General features: G+C 73.6%; 14 protein-coding genes and 1 tRNA gene. 7 read left to right on the forward strand and 8 right to left on the reverse strand.

The features are described 5' to 3' along the window. The 5 genes from ACZ47G_RS03410 to ACZ47G_RS03430 form a co-directional block, all read right to left on the reverse strand. Positions 1-777, reverse strand: a complete 777-nt coding sequence (locus ACZ47G_RS03410) for a pyridoxine/pyridoxamine 5'-phosphate oxidase (RefSeq protein WP_465739736.1) — start codon at positions 775-777, stop codon at positions 1-3. A gap of 458 nt (positions 778-1235) precedes the next feature. Beyond that, a complete protein-coding gene (locus tag ACZ47G_RS03415) occupies positions 1236-1565 on the reverse strand; it encodes a hypothetical protein (RefSeq protein ID WP_465739737.1) in 330 nt (109 codons plus the stop codon). 469 nt (positions 1566-2034) lie between these two features. Further along, positions 2035-3399, reverse strand: a complete 1365-nt coding sequence (locus ACZ47G_RS03420; RefSeq protein WP_465739738.1) for an FAD-binding oxidoreductase — start codon at positions 3397-3399, stop codon at positions 2035-2037. 312 nt (positions 3400-3711) lie between these two features. Further along, positions 3712-3799, reverse strand: a tRNA-Ser gene (locus tag ACZ47G_RS03425). Between the two features lie 63 nt (positions 3800-3862). Next, positions 3863-5848: a S1C family serine protease gene (locus ACZ47G_RS03430; RefSeq protein ID WP_465739739.1), complete on the reverse strand. Its 1986-nt coding sequence runs from the start codon at positions 5846-5848 to the stop codon at positions 3863-3865. 348 nt (positions 5849-6196) lie between these two features. Here ACZ47G_RS03430 and ACZ47G_RS03435 point away from each other — a divergent pair, with 348 nt between their 5' ends. The 4 genes from ACZ47G_RS03435 (at position 6197) to ACZ47G_RS03450 (ending at position 10461) form a co-directional block, all read left to right on the forward strand. Continuing rightward, positions 6197-7600, forward strand: a complete 1404-nt coding sequence (locus tag ACZ47G_RS03435) for a purine-cytosine permease family protein (protein WP_465739740.1) — start codon at positions 6197-6199, stop codon at positions 7598-7600. Between the two features lie 100 nt (positions 7601-7700). Continuing rightward, positions 7701-8525 (forward strand): glycerophosphodiester phosphodiesterase family protein, encoded by an 825-nt coding sequence (locus ACZ47G_RS03440; RefSeq protein ID WP_465739741.1) that lies wholly within the window; start codon positions 7701-7703, stop codon positions 8523-8525. Between the two features lie 397 nt (positions 8526-8922). Next, on the forward strand, positions 8923-9345 hold the full coding sequence (locus tag ACZ47G_RS03445; protein WP_465739743.1) for an ATP-binding protein: 423 nt from the start codon (positions 8923-8925) through the stop codon (positions 9343-9345). Between the two features lie 132 nt (positions 9346-9477). Next, entirely contained in the window at positions 9478-10461 is a 984-nt protein-coding gene (locus tag ACZ47G_RS03450) for a DUF5926 family protein (RefSeq protein WP_465739744.1), read from the forward strand. Between the two features lie 217 nt (positions 10462-10678). Here ACZ47G_RS03450 and ACZ47G_RS03455 read toward each other — a convergent pair whose 3' ends face one another. Beyond that, entirely contained in the window at positions 10679-11368 is a 690-nt protein-coding gene (locus ACZ47G_RS03455) for a bifunctional DNA primase/polymerase (RefSeq protein WP_465739745.1), read from the reverse strand. A 619-nt stretch (positions 11369-11987) separates the two neighbouring features. Here ACZ47G_RS03455 and ACZ47G_RS03460 point away from each other — a divergent pair. Then, positions 11988-13424 carry a PP2C family protein-serine/threonine phosphatase gene (locus ACZ47G_RS03460; RefSeq protein WP_465739746.1) on the forward strand — a complete coding sequence of 479 codons (1437 nt, stop codon included), beginning with the start codon at positions 11988-11990 and terminating at the stop codon, positions 13422-13424. 124 nt (positions 13425-13548) lie between these two features. After that, entirely contained in the window at positions 13549-15048 is a 1500-nt protein-coding gene (locus tag ACZ47G_RS03465) for an aminopeptidase P family protein (RefSeq protein WP_380454300.1), read from the forward strand. A gap of 57 nt (positions 15049-15105) precedes the next feature. Here ACZ47G_RS03465 and ACZ47G_RS03470 read toward each other — a convergent pair whose 3' ends face one another. Together ACZ47G_RS03470 and ACZ47G_RS03475 are read right to left on the reverse strand one after the other, a co-directional pair. Beyond that, entirely contained in the window at positions 15106-16518 is a 1413-nt protein-coding gene (locus tag ACZ47G_RS03470) for a hypothetical protein (RefSeq protein ID WP_465739747.1), read from the reverse strand. Further along, complete coding sequence (locus tag ACZ47G_RS03475; RefSeq protein WP_465740027.1) at positions 16515-17033, reverse strand: RNA polymerase sigma factor; 519 nt, start codon at positions 17031-17033, stop codon at positions 16515-16517. The genes ACZ47G_RS03470 and ACZ47G_RS03475 overlap by 4 nt, the downstream gene beginning before the upstream one ends. Before the next feature lie 420 nt (positions 17034-17453). On the opposite strand from ACZ47G_RS03475, the gene ACZ47G_RS03480 reads away from it, so the two are divergent. After that, positions 17454-18536, forward strand: a complete 1083-nt coding sequence (locus ACZ47G_RS03480) for a helix-turn-helix domain-containing protein (protein WP_465739749.1) — start codon at positions 17454-17456, stop codon at positions 18534-18536. The last annotated feature ends 18 nt before the right edge of the window (positions 18537-18554 follow it).

An 18554-nucleotide genomic window follows, 5' to 3' on the forward strand; every position in this document is an offset into this window, starting at 1 on the left:
TTACGGCCAGAGCAGGGTGCGCGACCACTCCGGCGCACGGACCGGGCCGGTGCGGGTGTAGCGCAGCCGGACGTGCCGGCGCTGGGCGTCGCCCTGCCAGAACTCCACCTCGTGCGCCCACAGGGTGTAGACCGCGTGGCCGGGCGCGACGGCGTCCGGGGTGGCCTCCAGCCGGCGCCGGGCGACCGCCACCGCCTCGTCGTACTCGGTCAGCCCGCCCAGCGGCTCGCTCTGCCGGCCGACCAGCGCGCCGATCCGGGCGGCCGGCGAGCGGGTGGCGAACTCGGCGGCGGCGACCAGGTCGGCGGCCCGCTCGACGGTGCCGCGGACCCGCACCTGGCGGCCCAGCTGCGGCCAGTAGACGGACAGCGCGGCGGCCGGGTGGTGGGCGAGCTGACGGCCCTTGGGGCTGTCGGCGGCGGCGGAGAAGTTCCAGCCGGTGCCGGCCGCGTCGACGTCGCGCAGCACCAGCACCCGGGCGTCCGGCATGCCGTCGGCGTCGACCGTGGAGAGGGTGAGGGCCTGCGGGTCCAGCACCCCGGCGTCCAGCGCGGTGGCGAGCCAGTCCAGGAACAGCGGGCCGGGCTCGGCGGGGGCGGCCTCGTGGTCGAAGGAGGGCAGCGGGCGGGCCATCGGCGGGCGGCCGAGCAGCAGTTCGGGGACGGACCGCGGTCCGGGCCGGCGCTCGTCCAGTGGCGCCGGGCACGCCTCCGGCTGCGGCTCCGGTGCGGGCCTGGCCCCGTCCGGGCCGGTCAGGCCCTCGTCCTCCGCCGCCATCGCGCGCCTTCCTTCCGATTGCCGCGGTCGTCGCCCCGGTCGGGCCGTCCGTTCCGGGCCCGGCCACGTGGGAGCGCTGTCGGAGCGCAACCGTACCGCCGTGGACCGACGGCTCCGGGCTCGGGCCCTCGTTGGACGGATCCGGGCCGCTCGCGCGGGGTGGTACGCCGCGGGTGCGCGCCCGTGGCCGCGCCCCGTGACCGCGGCCCCGTGGCCGTACCCGGTGCCCGCACCCGGTGGGAGCCGGCGGCCGGTCCTGATCCGGAGCGCGGGTCCGGACCCGGCGCCGGACACACTCGTGGGCGGTGCCGATGGCGGCACCGCCCACGAGGCCGGTTTCGCGGCGACCCTTTCCGCTGGCCGGTCAATGCGCTTGTCCTTCGGAACCCTCGACGGTGCTCAGCTCACCCACGGCCACCCACCTCCGGCGCCCCCGCCGACGGTGGTGCCGAAAGCGGTCAGCGGAAGATCGGGGCGAAGATGACGTTGACGTTCTTGTTCCCCTGGCCGGCCAGGACGTTGCCCGCGTTGTCCTTCACCGCGACGGTGTTGTTCTGGTTCGAGGCACCGGAACCGGTGGCCGTCTGCTGGTTGGAGACGTAGTTGCCGTCGACCCCGCCGAACACGTTGCCGGTGCCGGTGTTGGACACCACGCCGGCATTGGAACCGGCCGCGGCACCCGCGCCGCTGTCGGCGGCGGCGGCCCCGGCGCCCACCAGCAGCAGGCCGGCCGCGAGCGGCGCGGCGAGCAGGGTCCCGGACACCCGGCGGGTGTTGAAGCGAGCCATGTGAGCCTCCAAATAAGCTGTTAATCGTGCATTAGTCGAGCGTGGATGCGGGGGTTCGCCGGCCAGACGAACTCCTGCGGGCTGCGACGCCGGGTCACAGACTTCCGCAACAAATCGACAAAGCACTAGCCGACGGAGCAGTTTTCGCCCGTTAGCGTGATATCCACCCGAGCCGCGCATAACGGGCGCCGATTCGGACAGTGCGCCGACACACCGCCACTGAGCTGGGACTTCGCCCGAACGGCGGCGACTTTGCACGTCCCGGGAAGCGGCGCTTCGGCGCCGCACGAACCACCGAGCGCACGACCCCGGCGCAGGCCTCCAGGGAACGCGCCCCCGAAAAGTTCGGCCACCCTTCCATGTCGACTTTTCCGGCCATGCGCAGACCATCGGAAAGTCGTACTGAAAATACGGCCAAGAAAGCGACGGCGAAAGGGTGGTGGGACCACGAATCCTGTTGCTCTGAAAATCAGACCATCTTGCCCGGATTGAGGATTCCCAGCGGATCGAAGACCGCCTTCACCTGCCGCTGCAGGTCCAGCCCGACCGGTCCCAGCTCACGGGCCAGCCAGTCCCGCTTGAGCAGCCCAACCCCGTGCTCGCCGGTGATCGTGCCGCCCAGCTCCAGGCCGAGCGCCATGATCTCGTCGAAGGAGCGCTGGGCGCGTTTCGCCTGCTCCGGGTCCGCGCCGTCGAAGATCACGATCGGGTGGGTGTTGCCGTCCCCGGCGTGGCTGACCACCCCGATGGTCAGCGCGTGCCGCTCCGCGATCCGCGCGACGCCGTTCAGCATCTCGGCCAGCCGGGACCGCGGCACCGCCACGTCGTCGATCATCGTGGTGCCCAGCCGGTCCAGCGCGGGCAGCGCCAGCCGCCGGGCCGCCAGCAGCAGATCGGACTCCGCCTGGTCCTCGGCCGGCACCACCTCGGTCGCCCCGGCCTCCCGGCACAGCTGCGCGACCCGCGCCAGCCCGGTCTCCCGGTCCGGCCCGTCGAAGGCCACCAGCAGCAGCGCCTGGGTCGACTCCGGCAGGCCCATCTGCCCCAACTCGTTGACGGCCCGGACGGACACCGCGTCCATCAGCTCCATCAGCGATGGCGTCAGCCCGCTCGCCATCACCGCGCAGACCGCCGCACCGGCGGTGTCGGCACTCGGGAACTCCGCCGCCAGCGCCAGCTGCGGGGCCGGCGCCGGCCGCAGCGACAGCACCGCCCGGACCACCACCCCGAGCGTCCCCTCCGAGCCGACCAGCAGCCGGGTCAGGTCGTAGCCGGCCACCCCCTTGGCCGTCCGGCGCCCGGTGGACAGCAGCCGGCCGTCCGCCAGCACCACGTCCAGCCCGAGCACGTACTCGCTGGTGACGCCGTACTTCACGCAGCACAGCCCGCCCGCGCCGGTGCCGATGTTGCCGCCGATCGTGCAGGACTCCCAGCTGGACGGGTCCGGCGGGTAGCAGAGCCCGAACTCCTCGACAGCACGCGCGAGTTCGGCGTTCACCACGCCCGGTTCGACCACCGCTACGCGGTTCACCGGGTCGATCTCCAGGATCCGGTTCAGCTTCACCAGCGACAGCACGATGCAACCGTCGACCGCGTTCGCCGCCCCCGACAGCCCCGTCCGGGCCCCCTGCGGCACCACCGGCACCCGCAGCTCGGTGGCGGTGCGCAGCACGTGCTGCACCTGCTCGACCGTCTCCGGGAACACCACCACGGCGGGCGCACCGGCGGCGCAGAAGCCCGCCATGTCATGGCTGTAGGCCGCGGTGACGTCCGGATCCACCACCACCGCCCTGGCCGGGAGACCCTGCGCCAGCCGGTCCGTCAGATCACCCATCGCCGCCTCCACTCGCCACCGCACCGCCGCCATCTCCGCACTCTGCCCGCCGGGCCGGGGGCGGGCAAGTGGGCCTCACCCCCGGGCCGGGCCCGGCGCCCGGCCGGGGTGTCAGGAGCGCGGCGCAGCGCGGGCGCCTCTCTGCGGCAGCGTCAACAGCGCCTCCACCCACGGAAGATGGGAGGCCGACGCGCCAGCGAGCACCAGCGGCCCGTGGCGCCCGCCCGCCGGACGGGCCGAGCGGGGAAACACCGAGGGCGGGTGCCGAACGATGTCGGCACCCGCCCTGAGCAGGTGTGGTTCCCCTACCAGCGGAGAGCGTGGGATTCGAACCCACGGTGACGGGTCACGCCACGACAGTTTTCAAGACTGTTCCCTTAGGCCGCTCGGGCAGCTCTCCAGGCGGAGGTCAGCCTAACGGGTCCGGCGGGGTTCGGTGCACACGATTCCGCGTGCACCGGGGTCACTGATCGCCGTCCCGCTGGCCGAGCGTGACCTTGGTGGTCATGGTCTGGCCGTTGCGGGTGTACTCGACGTCGACGGTCTCGCCCGGCTTGTGCGTCCAGATCCGGCTGACCAGGGCGGGGCCGTTCTCGATCGGGGCGCCGCCGAGCTTGGTGATGACGTCGCCCGGCTTGAGGCCGGCCTTGTCGGCCGCGCCGCCGGGGGTGACGGCCGGCTGGCCCTGGACGTCCTTGGTCTGGATCTGCGCGCCGTCGCCCTTGTAGTCGTCGTTGCGCAGCACGTCGAGCTTGGCGTAGACCGGCTTGCCGGTCTTGATCAGGGTGTCCGCGACCCACTTGGCCTGGTTGATCGGGATGGCGAAGCCCAGGCCGATGCTGCCGGCCCGGCCGTTGGCGGAGGCGTTGGACTGGATCGCCGAGTTGATGCCGATCACCGCGCCGCTGGAATCGAGCAGCGGGCCGCCGGAGTTGCCGGGGTTGATCGAGGCGTCGGTCTGCAGGGCGTTCATGTACGAGGCCTGCGAGCCGGTCTCGTCGCCGGAGGCGACCGGGCGGTCCTTGGCGCTGACGATGCCGCTGGTGACGGTGGACTCCAGGCCGTACGGCGCACCGATCGCCACGGTCGCGTCACCGACGTTGACCTTGTCGGAGTCGGCCAGCGGCAGCGGCGCCAGCTTGCTCTTCGGCGGGTTGTCGATCTTCACCACGGCCACGTCGTAGCCCTCGGCGTGGCCCAGCACCGAGGCGCTGTAGGAGGTGCCGTCGGCGAACTTGACGGTCAGTTTGCCGCCGCTGCCGGTGAGGGTCGGCGCGACCACGTGGTTGTTGGTGAGGATGTGGCCCTCGGTGTCGAAGACGAAGCCGGTGCCGGTGCCCGACTCGCCGTTGCCCTGCGCCTTGATGGTGACGACGCTGGGCAGCGCCTTCTGCGCGATGCCGGCGATCGAGCCGGGGGCGGGCTCGTTCCTCTGGGTGTTGCTGGCCTGGACGGTGGTGCTGCGGTGGTCGTCCGCCGAGGAGCTGCTGTTGGTGTGGTCGGTGGCGACCACACCGATGGCGCCGCCCGCGATGCCGGCGACCAGCGCGACGGCCGCGAGCAGGGCCACCAGGCCGCCGCGCTTCTTGCGGGGGCCGCCGGGGCCGGTCGGGCCGCCGGGGTACTCGGCCGGGTAGCCGAGCGGGCCGCCCGGCCCGCCGGGGTAGCCCGCGCCGCCGGAGCCGGCGTCGTGGCCGGCGCCCCAGCCGCCGAGCGGCTGGCCGGCACCGAAGGGGTGGTGGCCCTGCGCGGCGGGCGCGCCCGCGCCCGGGGCGCCGTACGGCTCCTGCGCGTTGGCGGCCGGGACGCCGTAGCCGTCCTGGGCGCCGGCGGCGGGCACGCCGTGGCTCGGGGTCGCGTACGGGTTGGTGCCCGGGGCGCCCGGCGGCAGCGCGGGCGCGGCCGGGGCGGGGGCCTGGGCGGCCGGCGCCACGGCCGGGGCGGGGGCGGCGGGCGGCGCGGGCGGCAGGACCGGCGGCGGGGCGTCGATGTAGCCGGTGACCGGGTCGACGGCCGGCTCCTCGACGGCGGGCGCCGCCGGGGCCTCCGGCGCGGGGACCTTGGTGAAGGCGACGGTGGGCTTGTGCCCGCCCTCGGCCGGAGCCGCGTCCGCCGCCTCGGCGGCCGGCTGGGCGGCCGGCTGGGCGGCCGGCTGGGCCACGGGCTGGGCGGCCGGCTCCGGGACCCGGCTGAACGCCATGGTCGGCTGGTGACCGCTGTCGGCGGGCGCGCCCTCGACCGGGGCGTCGGCCGCCGTCGGCTCGGCCACCGACTCGGCGACCGGCTTCGCCACCGGCTCGGCGGCCGGCTCCGGAACCCGGCTGAACGCCATCGTCGGCTTGTGACCGCCCTGAGCGGTGCCGTCGGAAACGGCGGCCGCCGCCTCCGGGGCCCCGGCGGGCTGCTCCCCCTGCGGCCCGGTGGGCCCAACCTCGCGCTCGGTGCTCACGGACGACCTCCATAGCTGACAGAACCAAGGACCATAGTTTTTCGCACGGACGATTCGATTGCCGTAAGGACCCCTCTGAAGAACTCATAAGAATCCTTAGCCGCCTCCGACGACCGGGCTCCCCACCCCCGCCGGGCGTCCCGCGATGCGGACCGCGCACCCACCGGCCTTTGGCGTTCTTACCCGTGCCGGTTAGCCTGTCGCTCCAAACTGACACGCGGGAGCTTGGACCGACCAGGCTGAGAGTGCGCATGTCGACCGTACGCCAGGCGAGTGACCGGCGGACCGTCGAGGGGGCGCTGACCGCCGGAACCTGTCCGGGTAATGCCGGCGTAGGGAGTATCGGCCATGCCGCCTGCTTCGCCATCCTCTTCTTCGGGCGCGCCCGCGTCCAAGGATTTCCCCGCCCCCACCGCGACCGCGCTGCTCGACCACCGGGTCGAGGCGCCGCTGGTCCTGGACACCGAGCCGCCGCGCACCCTGCGCTTCCGGGACCACTTCGCGCTCTGGATGAACCTCGGCGTCAGCCTGATCGGCTTCTCCACCGCCGCCACCGTGCTCGGCGCCAAGGGCAGCGAGCTGTCGCTGGCGGCCGCGGTGACCGCGATCGTGACCGGTACGGCGGTCGGCACCGCGATGCTCGGCGTGGCCGCGCTGATCGGCGCCCGGACCGGCGCCCCGGCGATGGCCAACCTGCGCGGCCTGTTCGGCACCCGGCTGTCCTACCTGCCGACCGTGCTGAACATCGTCCAGTGCATCGGCTGGGGCGTGTTCGAGCTGCTGACCATCTCGGCGGGCGCGCAGACCGTCGCCCACACCACCGGCTACCGCTGGCTGTTCGTGCTGCTCGCGGGCGCGCTGACCACCGCGCTGACGATCTGGCCGCTGGGCTCGATCGCGGTGCTGCGCCGCTTCGTGGCCGGCGCGGTCGCGGTGGCGATGGTGTACTTCACCGTCCAGCTGGGCCGCCAGGGCGTGCCGGACCCGGGCGCGGGCAACTGGCACGGCTTCCTGGGCGCCACCGACGCGATGATCGCGGTGTCGATCTCCTTCGTGCCGATGGCCGCCGACTACACCCGGCACTCGCGCACCCCGCGCTCGGCGTTCTGGGGCAGCTTCTCCGGCTACACCGTCGCCCAGGTCTGGTGCTACGTGCTCGGTCTGATGGCGCTGCTGCAGTCCGACGGCGACCCGAACCGGATCTTCGACTCCTTCCTCGGCGTCTGGGCCGGCTGGCTGTTCCTGCTGGTGCTGGTGCTGCGCGAGACCGACCAGTCCTTCGCCAACGTCTACTCGACGGCGATGTCGCTGCAGAACCTGCTGCCGCGGGTGGACCGCCGGGTGCTGAGCGGCGGGATCGGCGTGCTGATCACCGTGCTGGCGCTGCGGATCGACCGGTTCACCGACACCTACAGCAACTTCCTCGGCCTGATCGGCTCGGTCTTCGTGCCGCTGCTGGCGGTGCTGGCGGTGGACTACTTCTTCGGCGCCGGCCGGCACGGCTGGGACCTCTCCGAGCGGGCGCCGTCCCGCTGGCTGATGCTGCTGCCGTGGGTGCTGGGCTTCGCGGTCTACCAGTTCATCGCGCCGACCGCGGTGGCCGACTGGTGGGTGGACTTCTGGACCTCCGCCCAGGAGGCGCTGCACTTCACCCCGCAGCAGTGGACCTCGGCCTCGCTGTTCGCCTTCCTGGTGCCGGCGCTGGCCACCTGGGCGCTCACCCCGCTGACCCGCCGCACCGCGCGGGGCTGAGTCCCCGCCGGATCCCGCCGAGTCCCCGGAGGCGGAGCCGGCCCCGCAGGTTGGGACCGTCTTCGCCTCCGCGTCACCCGCGCCCCCTATCGTGGGGGCCGTGACCAGCCCAGACCTGCCCTCGGCGGCGGCGCGCACCGCGCCCTCCGTCCAGGTGATCGCCCACCGCGGTTCCTCCCACGCCCTGCCCGAGCACACCCTCGCGGCGTACCGGCGCGCGCTCGACGAGGGCGCGGACGCCGTCGAGTGCGACGTCCGGGTGACGGCCGACGGCCACCTGGTCTGCGTGCACGACCGCCGGATCGGCCGGGTCTCCGACGGCCGGGGCACCGTCTCCGCGATGACGCTGGCCGAGCTGGAGGCGTACGACTTCGGCGCCTGGAAGACCGGCCGGCCCAGCACCGACCCCGAGCTGCGCGGCGTCCTGCGGCTGGAGCGGCTGCTGGAGCTGGTGGTGGACTACGGCCGCCCGGTGGACCTGGCGATCGAGACCAAACACCCGGTGCGCTTCCGCGGCCGGGTCGAGGCCGAGCTGCTGCGGGCGCTGGAGCGGTTCAAGATCGGCACCGTCCGGGAGGGCGACCGCCCGTCCGCCCGGATCATGAGCTTCTCCTCGATCGCGCTGAACCGGGTGGCCGCCGCCGCGCCCGACTACCGGCGGGTGTTCCTGATCGAACGGATGCTGCCGCTGCTCGGCCGGCTCCGCCCGGGGCAGCCGCTGCCGGGCGGGGCGCGGATCGCCGGCCCGGGCATCGAACTGATCAAGGCCAAGCCGCAGCTGGTGCCCCGGCTGCGCGAGCTGGGCCACGAGGTGCACGTGTGGACGGTGGACGAGCCGGCCGACGTCGAACTCTGCCTGGAGCTCGGGGTGTCCGCGATCATCACCAACAGGCCCGCCGAGGTACTGGCGCAGCTCGGGCGGTGATCCTCCTCCGGGAACACCGCCGTACCCGATCCCCCTGGTCGGCAGTCAAACCTTCCGCGCACGTTATTGCCGGAATTCTTGCCTTCGGGCGACGGAGGGTGAGCACGGAATGACCTCTTGTCGACCCTGAGTCGCTCCGCTCGAAATGGGCGCGCGGGATCCTCCGACGGTCGTTTCCGACGCATTACCAAGGGGCATCCATCCCTCGGCATACGCTGAAGGAGGTCCGGGGGTGGCGTTGATGGTGGCGCGTGAAGTGCCGACTTCATCGACCATGGCAGTGCCGCACGGCCCAGCGAGTGTCGGGGTCGCACGGCGCCGACTGCGTCGAGATCTGGGTGACCGGCAGATACCGGAACCGGTCATCGATGATGCTGTTCTGATCCTTTCCGAACTGTTGAGCAACGCCTGTCGATACGCCCGTCCGCTCGGCCCGCTGCCCGCCCTGGGCCGCGGCGCCCGGGCCGAGGTGGTGGACCAGGTGCTGGTCGGCGTCCCCTCCGGGACGCACCCGGCGCCGGGCGGCCGGGAGCACGAGGACGGTACGGCCGAGCCGGACGGCGGCGTGCTGGTCCGCTGGCAGATCCACGCCGACGGCGTGCTCACCCTGGAGGTCACCGACGGCGGCGCGGCCACCCGGCCGCTGCCCGCTAGCCCCTCGCTGACCTCGCGCGGCGGCCGCGGCCTGGCCATCGTCGACCAGCTGGCCAGCGACTGGGGCGTCCGGGACGCGCCCGGCGAGGTGACGGTCTGGGCGGCGCTGCCCGCCCGTGCCCGGCACGCCCGGCGCACCGGGGGTGACACCGCCCGCAGCGCGTAGGGCCGGCCAGGGCCTAGCCGGAGGTACGGACACCCGGGCGTATGGCCTCCGCCCCGGCGCGTTCCCGCGCGCCGGTGGAACGTCAGTAGGCTTCCCGGTGAAAAGGACCACCGTCCCCGGGAGAGCCGCAGCATGGGCAAGAAGGCCGCCAAGAAGGCGCCGCAGCGCCAGTCCACCACCGCCGTCACGGGCGAGATCCCCGTGGTCGGGGCCCGCGAGGACTGCCCTTGCGGCTCGGGCCGCCGCTACAAGGCCTGCCACGGCCGGGAGGCCTCGCACGCGGTGCAGGAGCTGGTGCACCGCCCGTTCGAGGGCCTGTCGGGCGAGGCGGACTGGGTCGCGCTGCGCGAGCTGGTGCCCGCCGCCACGGTGCCGCTGACGCTGGCCGCCGGGGTGGCCGGGACCGCTGAGGGTGACGTCCCGTCGGTGACCCTGGCCACCGTGCTGCCGCTGGCCTGGCCGGCCCTGCGCCGCGCGGACGGCTCGATCCTGCTGGGCCTGCAGACCCAGTCCTCCTCCGGCGACCTCAGCCGCGACCTCGCGGACGCCCTGGAGCTGGCCCTGGCCACCGAGCCGGGCAGCCCCGTCCCGGCCCGCCGGACCGTGCCGGGCGGCCGCCGCCTGCAGGACCTGCTGGACACCACCGCCGCGTTCGAGCCCACCGTGCACACCGGCTTCGAGTTCTGGCTGGAGGACGCCGAGACCGCCACCGGCGAGGTCGCCGCCTCGCTGGAGCGCGCCAACGCCTCCGCCATCCCGACCGAGAAGCTCGCGAGCGTCGACGCCGCGTACTGGTGCGGCACCCCGGACAAGAACCACCTGCGCTGGGTGATGACCGTGCCCGAGGAGCAGCTGCTGGACGCGCTGGCCCGGCTGAACGCCGCCGGCGAGGCCTCGCTCGGCGCGGACACCCGCCTGGTGGGCTCCTTCCGCGCGCACGGCCTGACCGTCCCGGTGTGGGACCTCCCGCTCGCCATGACCGCCACCGACTGCGAGAAGCCGGCCGCCGAGTTCGGCGAGCGGCTCGCCGCCGTCCTCGCCGACCCGACCCCGCTGACCGCCGAGGAGCGGCGCGCCCGCGCCAACCTGGTGAACCGTCAGGTCACCTTGAACTAAAGCGCGCTGGATCCGGGTGATACGCGTCACATTGTCGCCGTGGAAGCGCAATTTCCGGGCCTGGAGGGCGTCTTGGAAATTGGCGCGAGCGCGGATCCTTGTTACTGTCTAAAGAGTCCGGCCGCTGGTGCATCCCCCGTCGCCAGCGGCCGGATCTTTTGTTTTCCGGAACGCCCCGCACCACCGGGCCCGGAGTCCGGCACGAACCGGCGATCCGTCAGTACGTCGAGCGCCCGCTGTCCAGCCGGACCGTCGCCTCCACCAACTCCCCCAGCAGCGGCCCGACCTGCGGCAACCAGACCCCGCCGGACACGGCCGGTCGCGGCGCCAGCACCCAGCGCACCCTCCCCCAGCCTCCGGCCGGGGGGACCCCGACGGCCCCGCCCCCCGGCGGCAGCGGCAGGAAGCCGCCCGGCCCGTGGTAGCGCAACGATCCCGGCACCCAAGGGAGTTGGGCGAGCATCTCGCCCAGGGCGTCGAGCGAGTACGGGGCCACCAACAGCGCGTAGCGGCCCGGCATCGCGAGCACCGGGCCGAGCGGCAGCCGCAGCGCGCCCAGGTAGACCAGCGCCCGCGCGCCGGCCGCCGCGGGCAGGCTGACCGCCGAGACCGCGGAACCGGTCGCGGCCAGCACCGGCGCGTCCGGGCTCTGCCGCTCCCACCACCAGCGGACCATCCGGGCGTCCGTGGTCGCGGCCAGTAGTGAGGGATCGTGCGGATGGGCCCCGGGCACCGGGCAGTCCGGCTCCCCGCAGGAGCAGCGGCCGCCACGCAGCACCGTGCCGGGCACCACCGGCCAGCGGTGTTCGACGGCGGCCGTCAGGGCCGCTTCCAGCCGGGCGGACGACTCCCGCGATTCCTGCGACTCCTGCGACCGGCTCTTCGGGCTCTTCGGGTTCTCACGCATGGCGCTCGTTCCTTTCCCTGACCGCTCGGTTCGCTCCGCCCCACCGACGTCCGTCGGGACTCGCCACGCGGGCCCGCGACGGCACGGCCCCGGACGGCGCGAAGCGGGGGCGGGCGGCATGGCGGACGGCGCGGCTACGACGTGGAGCACGGTGTGGAGCACGACATGAGAAGGGCCGCGCACTGGAACAGCCCTTGGAACGAGAATCCCGTATGCGACCGGATGGACGCCGCCCGGGCGCGCTTGGTTCCACCGTACGAGTGAGAGACTTCCGGCCAGCCCGGAACGCGGGCGGCGCGGACATACGATCCGGACGGCCGCCCGGTCCGTCCCATCCGTTCTGCCCGCTCGCGGCTCGCTCCATGCCTGCGGCCGCGACCGGCGCGCGCACGAACCGTGCACGCCCTCCGACCGGGTCGCTCCGATGTGGAACCGGCCACCGCGTCGTCCTGGATCTGGACATGCCCCGAATGGCCTGTGTAGAAGTGGTGGCATTGCTGTCGATCAATGACGAGTAGTAGCGAATCGAGGCGAAACGGGCCCTTTGGCCGTGCTCGCTCCACATCGGCCGTATCTGGGGGTTTCGCATGGCACGTAGCACCGCGTCAGGAGTGGCGGCATGACCAAGTCCCACCCGTCGACGTCCCACCCGTCGACGCCGACCGCAGAGCCGGGTGAACCCGGCTGCGCAGGCGGGCTCACCGTCCTCGACCCGCCCGGCCGGCCGGCCCCCGCCGACACCGCGGACGGCACCACGGCCCCGTCCACCACGCTGCAGGACCGTTTGGCCGGACGTCTGTCCGATATCACCAGCCTGCACGAGCACACCGAACGGCTCGCCCGCGCCCGCGGCCTCACCGCCACCCTGGACGCCGTCCTCGCCTCCGGCGCCGACCTGCTCGGCGCCCGCCGCGGCGTCCTGGTCACCCTGCTGCCCGGCGGCGGCTCCGGCCAGCCCGTCGGCCTCGGCCTCGACCGGGCCAGCCTCGGCGCCCTGGAGACCGTCCCGACCGAACAGAGCCTGCTCGCCCGGCTGCTGCGCGAACAGGACCGGCCCGACCAGCTCCACTCCCGCGACCTCGCCGACGACCCTGCCATCGGCGGCCGGCTGCGCGAACTCGCCGTCCACCTCGGCCTCGGCGGCGCCTACGGCCTCCCGCTCGCCACCGCCGAGGACGGCCCGCTCGCCGCCGCCGTCTGGTTCTACGACCGGCCCGCCGAACCCACCGACTGCCAGCGCGAACTCGCCCGCCACTACAGCGAGATCGCCGCCCAGCTGCTCGCCAAGCAGCTGGAGGCCGAACGCACCCGGCGCACCACCGAGGCGCTGCGCCGCGGCCTGCTGCCCGACCACCTCCCCCAGGCCGCCGGACTGCGGCTCGCCGTCCGGCTCGTCTCGGCCAGCCTGGACCGCTCCAGCGGCAGCGACTGGTACGACGCCATCCCGCTGCCGGACGCCACCATCGGCCTCACCGTCGGCTCCGTCTCCGGCGACGGCCCCGGCGCCGGACCCGGCTCCGCCCCCGGCGCGGCCGCCGCGATGGGCCGGGTCCGGGCCGCGCTGCGGGCGTACGCGGTGCTGGAGGGCGAGGACCCGGTCTCCGTCCTCGGCGACCTGGAACTGCTGCTCAAGACCACCGAGCCGACCCGCACCGCCACCGCCGTCTACGCCTGGGTCGAACCCCAGGAGCGCCGGATCACCCTGGCCGGCGCCGGGCACTGCCCGCCCGTCCTGGTCGGCCGGCAGGGCGCCGAGTTCGTCGAGACCTCGCTCTCCGCCCCGCTCGGCATGCTGGCCTGCTGGGAGGCCCCCGGGGTCGAGTTCACCGCCGAGCGCGGCGACACCCTGCTGCTCTACACCGAGGGCCTGGCCCGCCGGTGCGGCCCGACCCTGCACGCCGGCCAGGCCAACCTGCGCCGGGCCGCCGCCGACGCCCCGCGCGACGTGCGGATCGACCCGGACCGGCTCTGCGCCCACCTGCTGTCCGTCTGCCCCCTCCCGGACCCCGCCCCGGCCACCGACGACCTGATGCTGCTGGCCGCGCGCTTCGAGTAGGCGTACGAACCCCCGATGGGCGAGCGGCCGGGCGTCCGTACCATGGACGCACGGCCGCCCGCGCGTGTCGCGACCCGACACCTCCCCCGAGGGCGGCGGTACCACCCCCAAGGAGGCGTTGCACGTGACCGAGGACCGGACCCCTGCGGTGGCCGAGAACCCCGAGGCCGAGGGCGGCGAGGAGCCGCAGCAGTTCAAGGGCCGCAAGAACGGCCTCTACGGCGAGATCTCGGACGAGCTGTCCGCCTCGATGAAGTCCGGCTGGGCCGACACCGAGCTGCACGGCCTCGCCCCGATCGCCCAGGCCCGGTACGCCGCCGCCCGCCGCGCCGCGCTGTCCGCCGCCCACCCCGGCGTGCGCCTGGTCGTCCCGGCCGGCAACCTGCGGGTGCGCTCCAACGACACCGACTACAACTTCCGCGCCTCCAGCGAGTACGTGCACCTCACCGGTGACCAGACCGAGGACGCGGTGCTGGTCGGCGAGCCGACCGGCGACGCCGGCCACGAGTTCGCGCTGTACCTGCTGCCCCGCTCGGACCGCGAGAACGGCGAGTTCTGGCTGGACGGCTACGGCGAGCTGTGGGTCGGCCGCCGGCACAGCCTGAGCGAGCAGGAGCAGCTGCTCGGCCTGCCCGCCCGCGACGTCCGCAAGGCCGCCGAGGAACTGGCCGAGCGCGCCAAGGACCCGGCCGTGCCGACCCGGATCGTCCGCGGCTACGACGCCGGCCTGGAGGCCGTGCTCGCCGACGTCCTGGACGCCGATGAGGACGCCGGGTTCAAGGAGTTCCTGAGCGGCCTGCGGCTGGTCAAGGACGAATGGGAGATCGGCGAGCTGCGCGCCGCCTGCGACGCCACCGTCAACGGCTTCACCGACGTGGTCCGCGAGCTCGGCCAGGCCGTCGCCACCTCGGAGCGCTGGATCGAGGGCACCTTCTGGCGCCGCGCCCGGGTCGAGGGCAACGACGTCGGCTACGGCACCATCGCCGCGGCCGGCCCGCACGCCACCACCCTGCACTGGGTCCGCAACGACGGCGACGTGCGCCCCGGCGAGCTGCTGCTGCTGGACGCCGGCGTGGAGACCCACACCCTCTACACCGCCGACGTCACCCGCACCCTGCCGATCAACGGCACCTTCACCGAGCTGCAGCGGAAGATCTACGACGCGGTGTACGACGCCCAGGAGGCCGGCATCGCCGCGGTCAAGCCGGGCGCGCGCTTCCGCGACTTCCACGACGCCTCGCAGCGCGTCCTCGCCGAGCGGCTGCTCGCCTGGGGCCTGCTGGACGCCTCGGCGTACGACGTCGAGAAGGTCCTCGAACTCGGCCTGCAGCGCCGCTGGACCCTCCACGGCACCGGCCACATGCTCGGCCTGGACGTCCACGACTGCGCCCACTCCCGCCGCGAGGAGCACGTCGACGCATTGCTGGTGCCCGGCATGGTGCTCACCGTCGAGCCCGGCCTGTACTTCCAGCAGGACGACCTGACCGTCCCGGAGGAGTACCGCGGCATCGGCGTCCGGATCGAGGACGACATCCTGGTCACCGCCGACGGCAACGAGAACCTCTCGGCCGGCCTGCCCCGCCGCTCGGCGGACGTCGAGGCCTGGATGGCCTCGCTGGCCTGAGCCGCTGACGCGCGAAGGGCCCGGCCTCCGTCCGTACGGGGGCCGGGCCCTTCGGCGCTACTTGGTGACGTTGACCGTGATGTCCTTCTCACCGAGCAGGGTCATGGTGCTTCCGCTGTAGGGGAGCATCACCTGGGCCTTCACCGGCATGCTCCCGGGGCCGTTCTTGGCACCCAGCGTCATCCGGTAGGTGACCTTCCTGCTCTGTCCCGGGGCCAGGGAGAAGACGGACGCGGGGTCGGCCACCGCATAGCCCATGTCGGTACCGGGTGACAGCCCCTTCTCCGTCCAGGTGCTGCCGTCCAGACGCTCGAGCTTGCCCTCGTTCGACGGGCCCACGAAGTCACTCGGCACCGAACCCGGGTAGACGTCGGTGATGACCAGCGGTTCGAGCCGGCTGTACGTGTTCTGGCTGGTGTTCCGGTAGGTCACCGAGAAGGTGACGACCGGGCCGCCCGCCGTCAGCTGCTGGCCGTCCGCGAGGCCGTCATAGCTGACCGCGATGTCGTTCTTGTTGGCGGCGGTCGGCGGGGGTTGGTGGCCGCTCACATCCAGGCTGTTGACGATCGATGTCAGGCCCGCCTGGTAATCGTCCTTGAGACCTGCCGACGTGACGAAGACCTGGTCCTGGGGCAGGGCCCACATCTGGGCCTTGAAGGAACTCTGGCCGCAGGTCACCTGCCACTGCGCCTTCTCCGCGGAACGACCGGCCACAGTGGGCGTGGTCCTGGTCGGACCCACGCTGCTGACTTCGCCCGCGGCAGCCGCGTGAGGGTTGCCCCAGACCGGGCAGAAGGGTTGTGCGTTCCAGCCGGCCTGGCTGTGGAGAAAACTCTCCGCAGGCCAGCTCTGCGACTGCCCGTCGAACGCCGATATCTCCACACCGTAGGGCTGGCAGTCCGAGTAGTCCGCACCCTGAGGCGCTCCCGGAGACAGGACACAGAGGTAGAAGCTCCCCGAAGTCGCGACCCGCCACCCCTGCGGCACCTTGAACTTGACGCCCTGGAACGAGTACTGCGTCCCGGCCGAGCCGCTCGGTGCGCCGGTGGTGGTCGCGGAGGACGACGGGGTGGGATCGGCGAGCGGTACGTCCGTCTCCGGGGCCTCGGTCGGGGTGGCGTCGGCGCTCGGGGAGGCCGCCGGGCTGGCGGACGGGGTGGCCGTCGGGCTGGGGGACTCCGACACGCCGGCCGCCGGGGGCGGGGGGACGTCCTGCTTGGCGACCGGGGTGCCGTGCAGGGTGAGCACGCCGATGGCCAGGGAGGCGGCCAGGGCGAGGATCGGCACCGTGGTGAGGTACAGCGGGCGCAATCGGCGCAGGCGGCCCTTCGGGGGGTCGGCCGGGCGCAGGTCGTGGGCGGTGATCAGGGACGTACGGGCGTTCATCGCCTCGCGGAGCAGCCGTTCCGTGGGGGTCTCGGCCGGCCCGTCGCCGTCACCGCCGCCCGGGCGGGGGAACTCGTCGGTCATCGAACCTTCTCCAGGTGCTTTTCCAAGGCGTCCAGGGCCCGGCTGGCGGTGGACTTGACGGCACCCCGGGAGAGCCCCAGGGTCTCGGCTATCTGCGCCTCCGACATGTCGGACCAGTAACGCAGCACCAGCACCTCACGCTGGCGGGAGGTCAACTCCTGCAGCGCCACCAGCACCCGCCGGTGCTCGTCGTTGAGCACCGCGTGGTCCTCGGCGGAGGGGGCGTCGGGCTCGTGCGGGGGCACGTACTCCCGGGCCGTCCTGCGGCGGCGCAGCATCGAGCGGGCGCCGTTGACCACCGAGGTCCGCAGGTACCCGAGCGCGTTGTCGAGGTCGTCCAGCTGCTCGCCGTGGCGCTGGTAGAGCTGGGTGAAGGCCTCCTGCACGACGTCCTCGGCGAGGTCCTGGTGGTCCACCAGCAGGACGGCCATCCGCACCAGGCCCAGCCGGTGGGCGTGGTACAGGTCGGTCAGGGTGGGCCGGTCCTCCGCGGGCTTTCGGCTGCCGCGCAGCAGCCGGAAGCCGGAGCGGCGCTGCGCCGCCTGCTGGTCGGTGGTGAGCGGGGAGTCCGGCTCGCCGGCCTCCTGCGCGCCGAACAGCGCGACGACCACTCCGCGGACTCCGCGGACTCCACGGACTCCACGGACGGAGACGCCACGGCCCCGCCGTGGCGCGGCGAACGGCCCGATGGCCATGGACATGTGCGGTTCTGCTTTCCCCCGGGACGGTGACGGCGTGTCCGCCGGACCGTCAGGCAACCTTCAAGATCGTGATCGGGGAGATCCTCGCAGCCGCGTCCGACCCGGTTCCCTCCGCCCCCGTACTGATGGACGTGCGGCGTGGGTGGAGGTTGCAGGGGGATTCGAAGAAAGTTCCGGGGTGGCCGCGACGGCTACACTCACCGGGATTCCGCCACCCGTGAGCAGGGGGTCCGCATGGCCGAGCAGAACACCGGGGTCCCGGTGCCACCCCGTCCGGTGGCCGTCACCATCGGCCGGCGCCCGGAGCCCGTGCACGACGTCGCGGTGTACGCCTTCGAGGGCATGGCGCCGTTCGAGCTCGGTGTGGTGGTCGAGGTGTTCGGCCTGGCGCGGCCCGAGCTGAGCGGGCTGCTGGCCGCGCCCTGGTACGGGCTGAAGGTGTGCGCCGACCGGCCGGGGACGGCGCTGGACGCGGTGGGCGGCTTCGCGCTGACCGCCCGGCACGGGCTGGCCGAGCTCGCGGCGGCGGACACCGTCATCGTCCCCGGAGTGCGCAACGCCTTCGCCGGTGTGGGGGCACCTCCCGGCCGCCAGACCGGGGGAGTGTCCGCCGGCCTGGTCGAGGCGCTGCGCACGGCGCACGAGCGCGGCGCCCGGATCGTGTCGATCTGCTCGGGCGCCTTCGCGCTGGCCGCCGCCGGGCTGCTGGACGGCAAGGAGGCGACCACCCACTGGCGGTACGCCGAACTGCTCCAGCAGCGGTACCCGCGGGTGCGGGTCAACCCGGACGTGCTGTACGTGGACCACGGCGACGTGCTGACCAGCGCCGGCAGCGCGGCCGGCATCGACCTGTGCCTGCACCTGATCCGCCGGGACCACGGCGCGAAGGTCGCCAACAGCGTGGCCCGGCGCTTCGTGGTGGCGCCGCACCGGGACGGCGGGCAGGCCCAGTTCATCGAGGCGGCGGTCCGCCCGGTGGAGGAGGACGAGGACGGGATCGCCCGCAGCATGCAGTGGGCGCTGGACCACCTCGCCGACCCGCTGACCGTCTCCGTGCTGGCCCGGGCCGCCCGGATGTCGGACCGCTCCTACCTGCGGCACTTCACCGCCCGCAACGGCACCAGCCCGATGCGCTGGGTCGTCACCCAGCGCATCGCGGCCAGTCTGGCGCTGCTGGAGTCGCCGGAGGGGACGGTGGAGGAGATCGCCGCGGCGGTCGGCTTCGAGAGCGCCGCGACCTTCCGCCACCACTTCGGCCGGGTGATGCGCACCTCGCCGACCGCGTACCGGCGCTCCTTCGGGCGCGGGGTGGCGTAGCGGCGCTCCGTGTTCCCG

The sequence above is a fragment of the Kitasatospora sp. NPDC030952 genome (genome assembly GCF_055571335.1).

What these genes read in the sequence shown, in the direction of transcription:
- ACZ47G_RS03410 (WP_465739736.1), bottom strand. Translation starts at nt 777, where the DNA reads ATGGCGGCGGAGGACGAGGGCCTGACCGGCCCGGACGGGGCCAGGCCC.
- ACZ47G_RS03415 (WP_465739737.1), bottom strand. Translation starts at nt 1,565, where the DNA reads ATGGCTCGCTTCAACACCCGCCGGGTGTCCGGGACCCTGCTCGCCGCG.
- ACZ47G_RS03420 (WP_465739738.1), bottom strand. Translation starts at nt 3,399, where the DNA reads ATGGGTGATCTGACGGACCGGCTGGCGCAGGGTCTCCCGGCCAGGGCG.
- ACZ47G_RS03435 (WP_465739740.1), top strand. Translation starts at nt 6,197, where the DNA reads ATGCCGCCTGCTTCGCCATCCTCTTCTTCGGGCGCGCCCGCGTCCAAG.
- ACZ47G_RS03450 (WP_465739744.1), top strand. Translation starts at nt 9,478, where the DNA reads ATGGGCAAGAAGGCCGCCAAGAAGGCGCCGCAGCGCCAGTCCACCACC.
- ACZ47G_RS03455 (WP_465739745.1), bottom strand. Translation starts at nt 11,368, where the DNA reads ATGCGTGAGAACCCGAAGAGCCCGAAGAGCCGGTCGCAGGAGTCGCAG.
- ACZ47G_RS03460 (WP_465739746.1), top strand. Translation starts at nt 11,988, where the DNA reads ATGACCAAGTCCCACCCGTCGACGTCCCACCCGTCGACGCCGACCGCA.
- ACZ47G_RS03470 (WP_465739747.1), bottom strand. Translation starts at nt 16,518, where the DNA reads ATGACCGACGAGTTCCCCCGCCCGGGCGGCGGTGACGGCGACGGGCCG.
- ACZ47G_RS03480 (WP_465739749.1), top strand. Translation starts at nt 17,454, where the DNA reads ATGGCCGAGCAGAACACCGGGGTCCCGGTGCCACCCCGTCCGGTGGCC.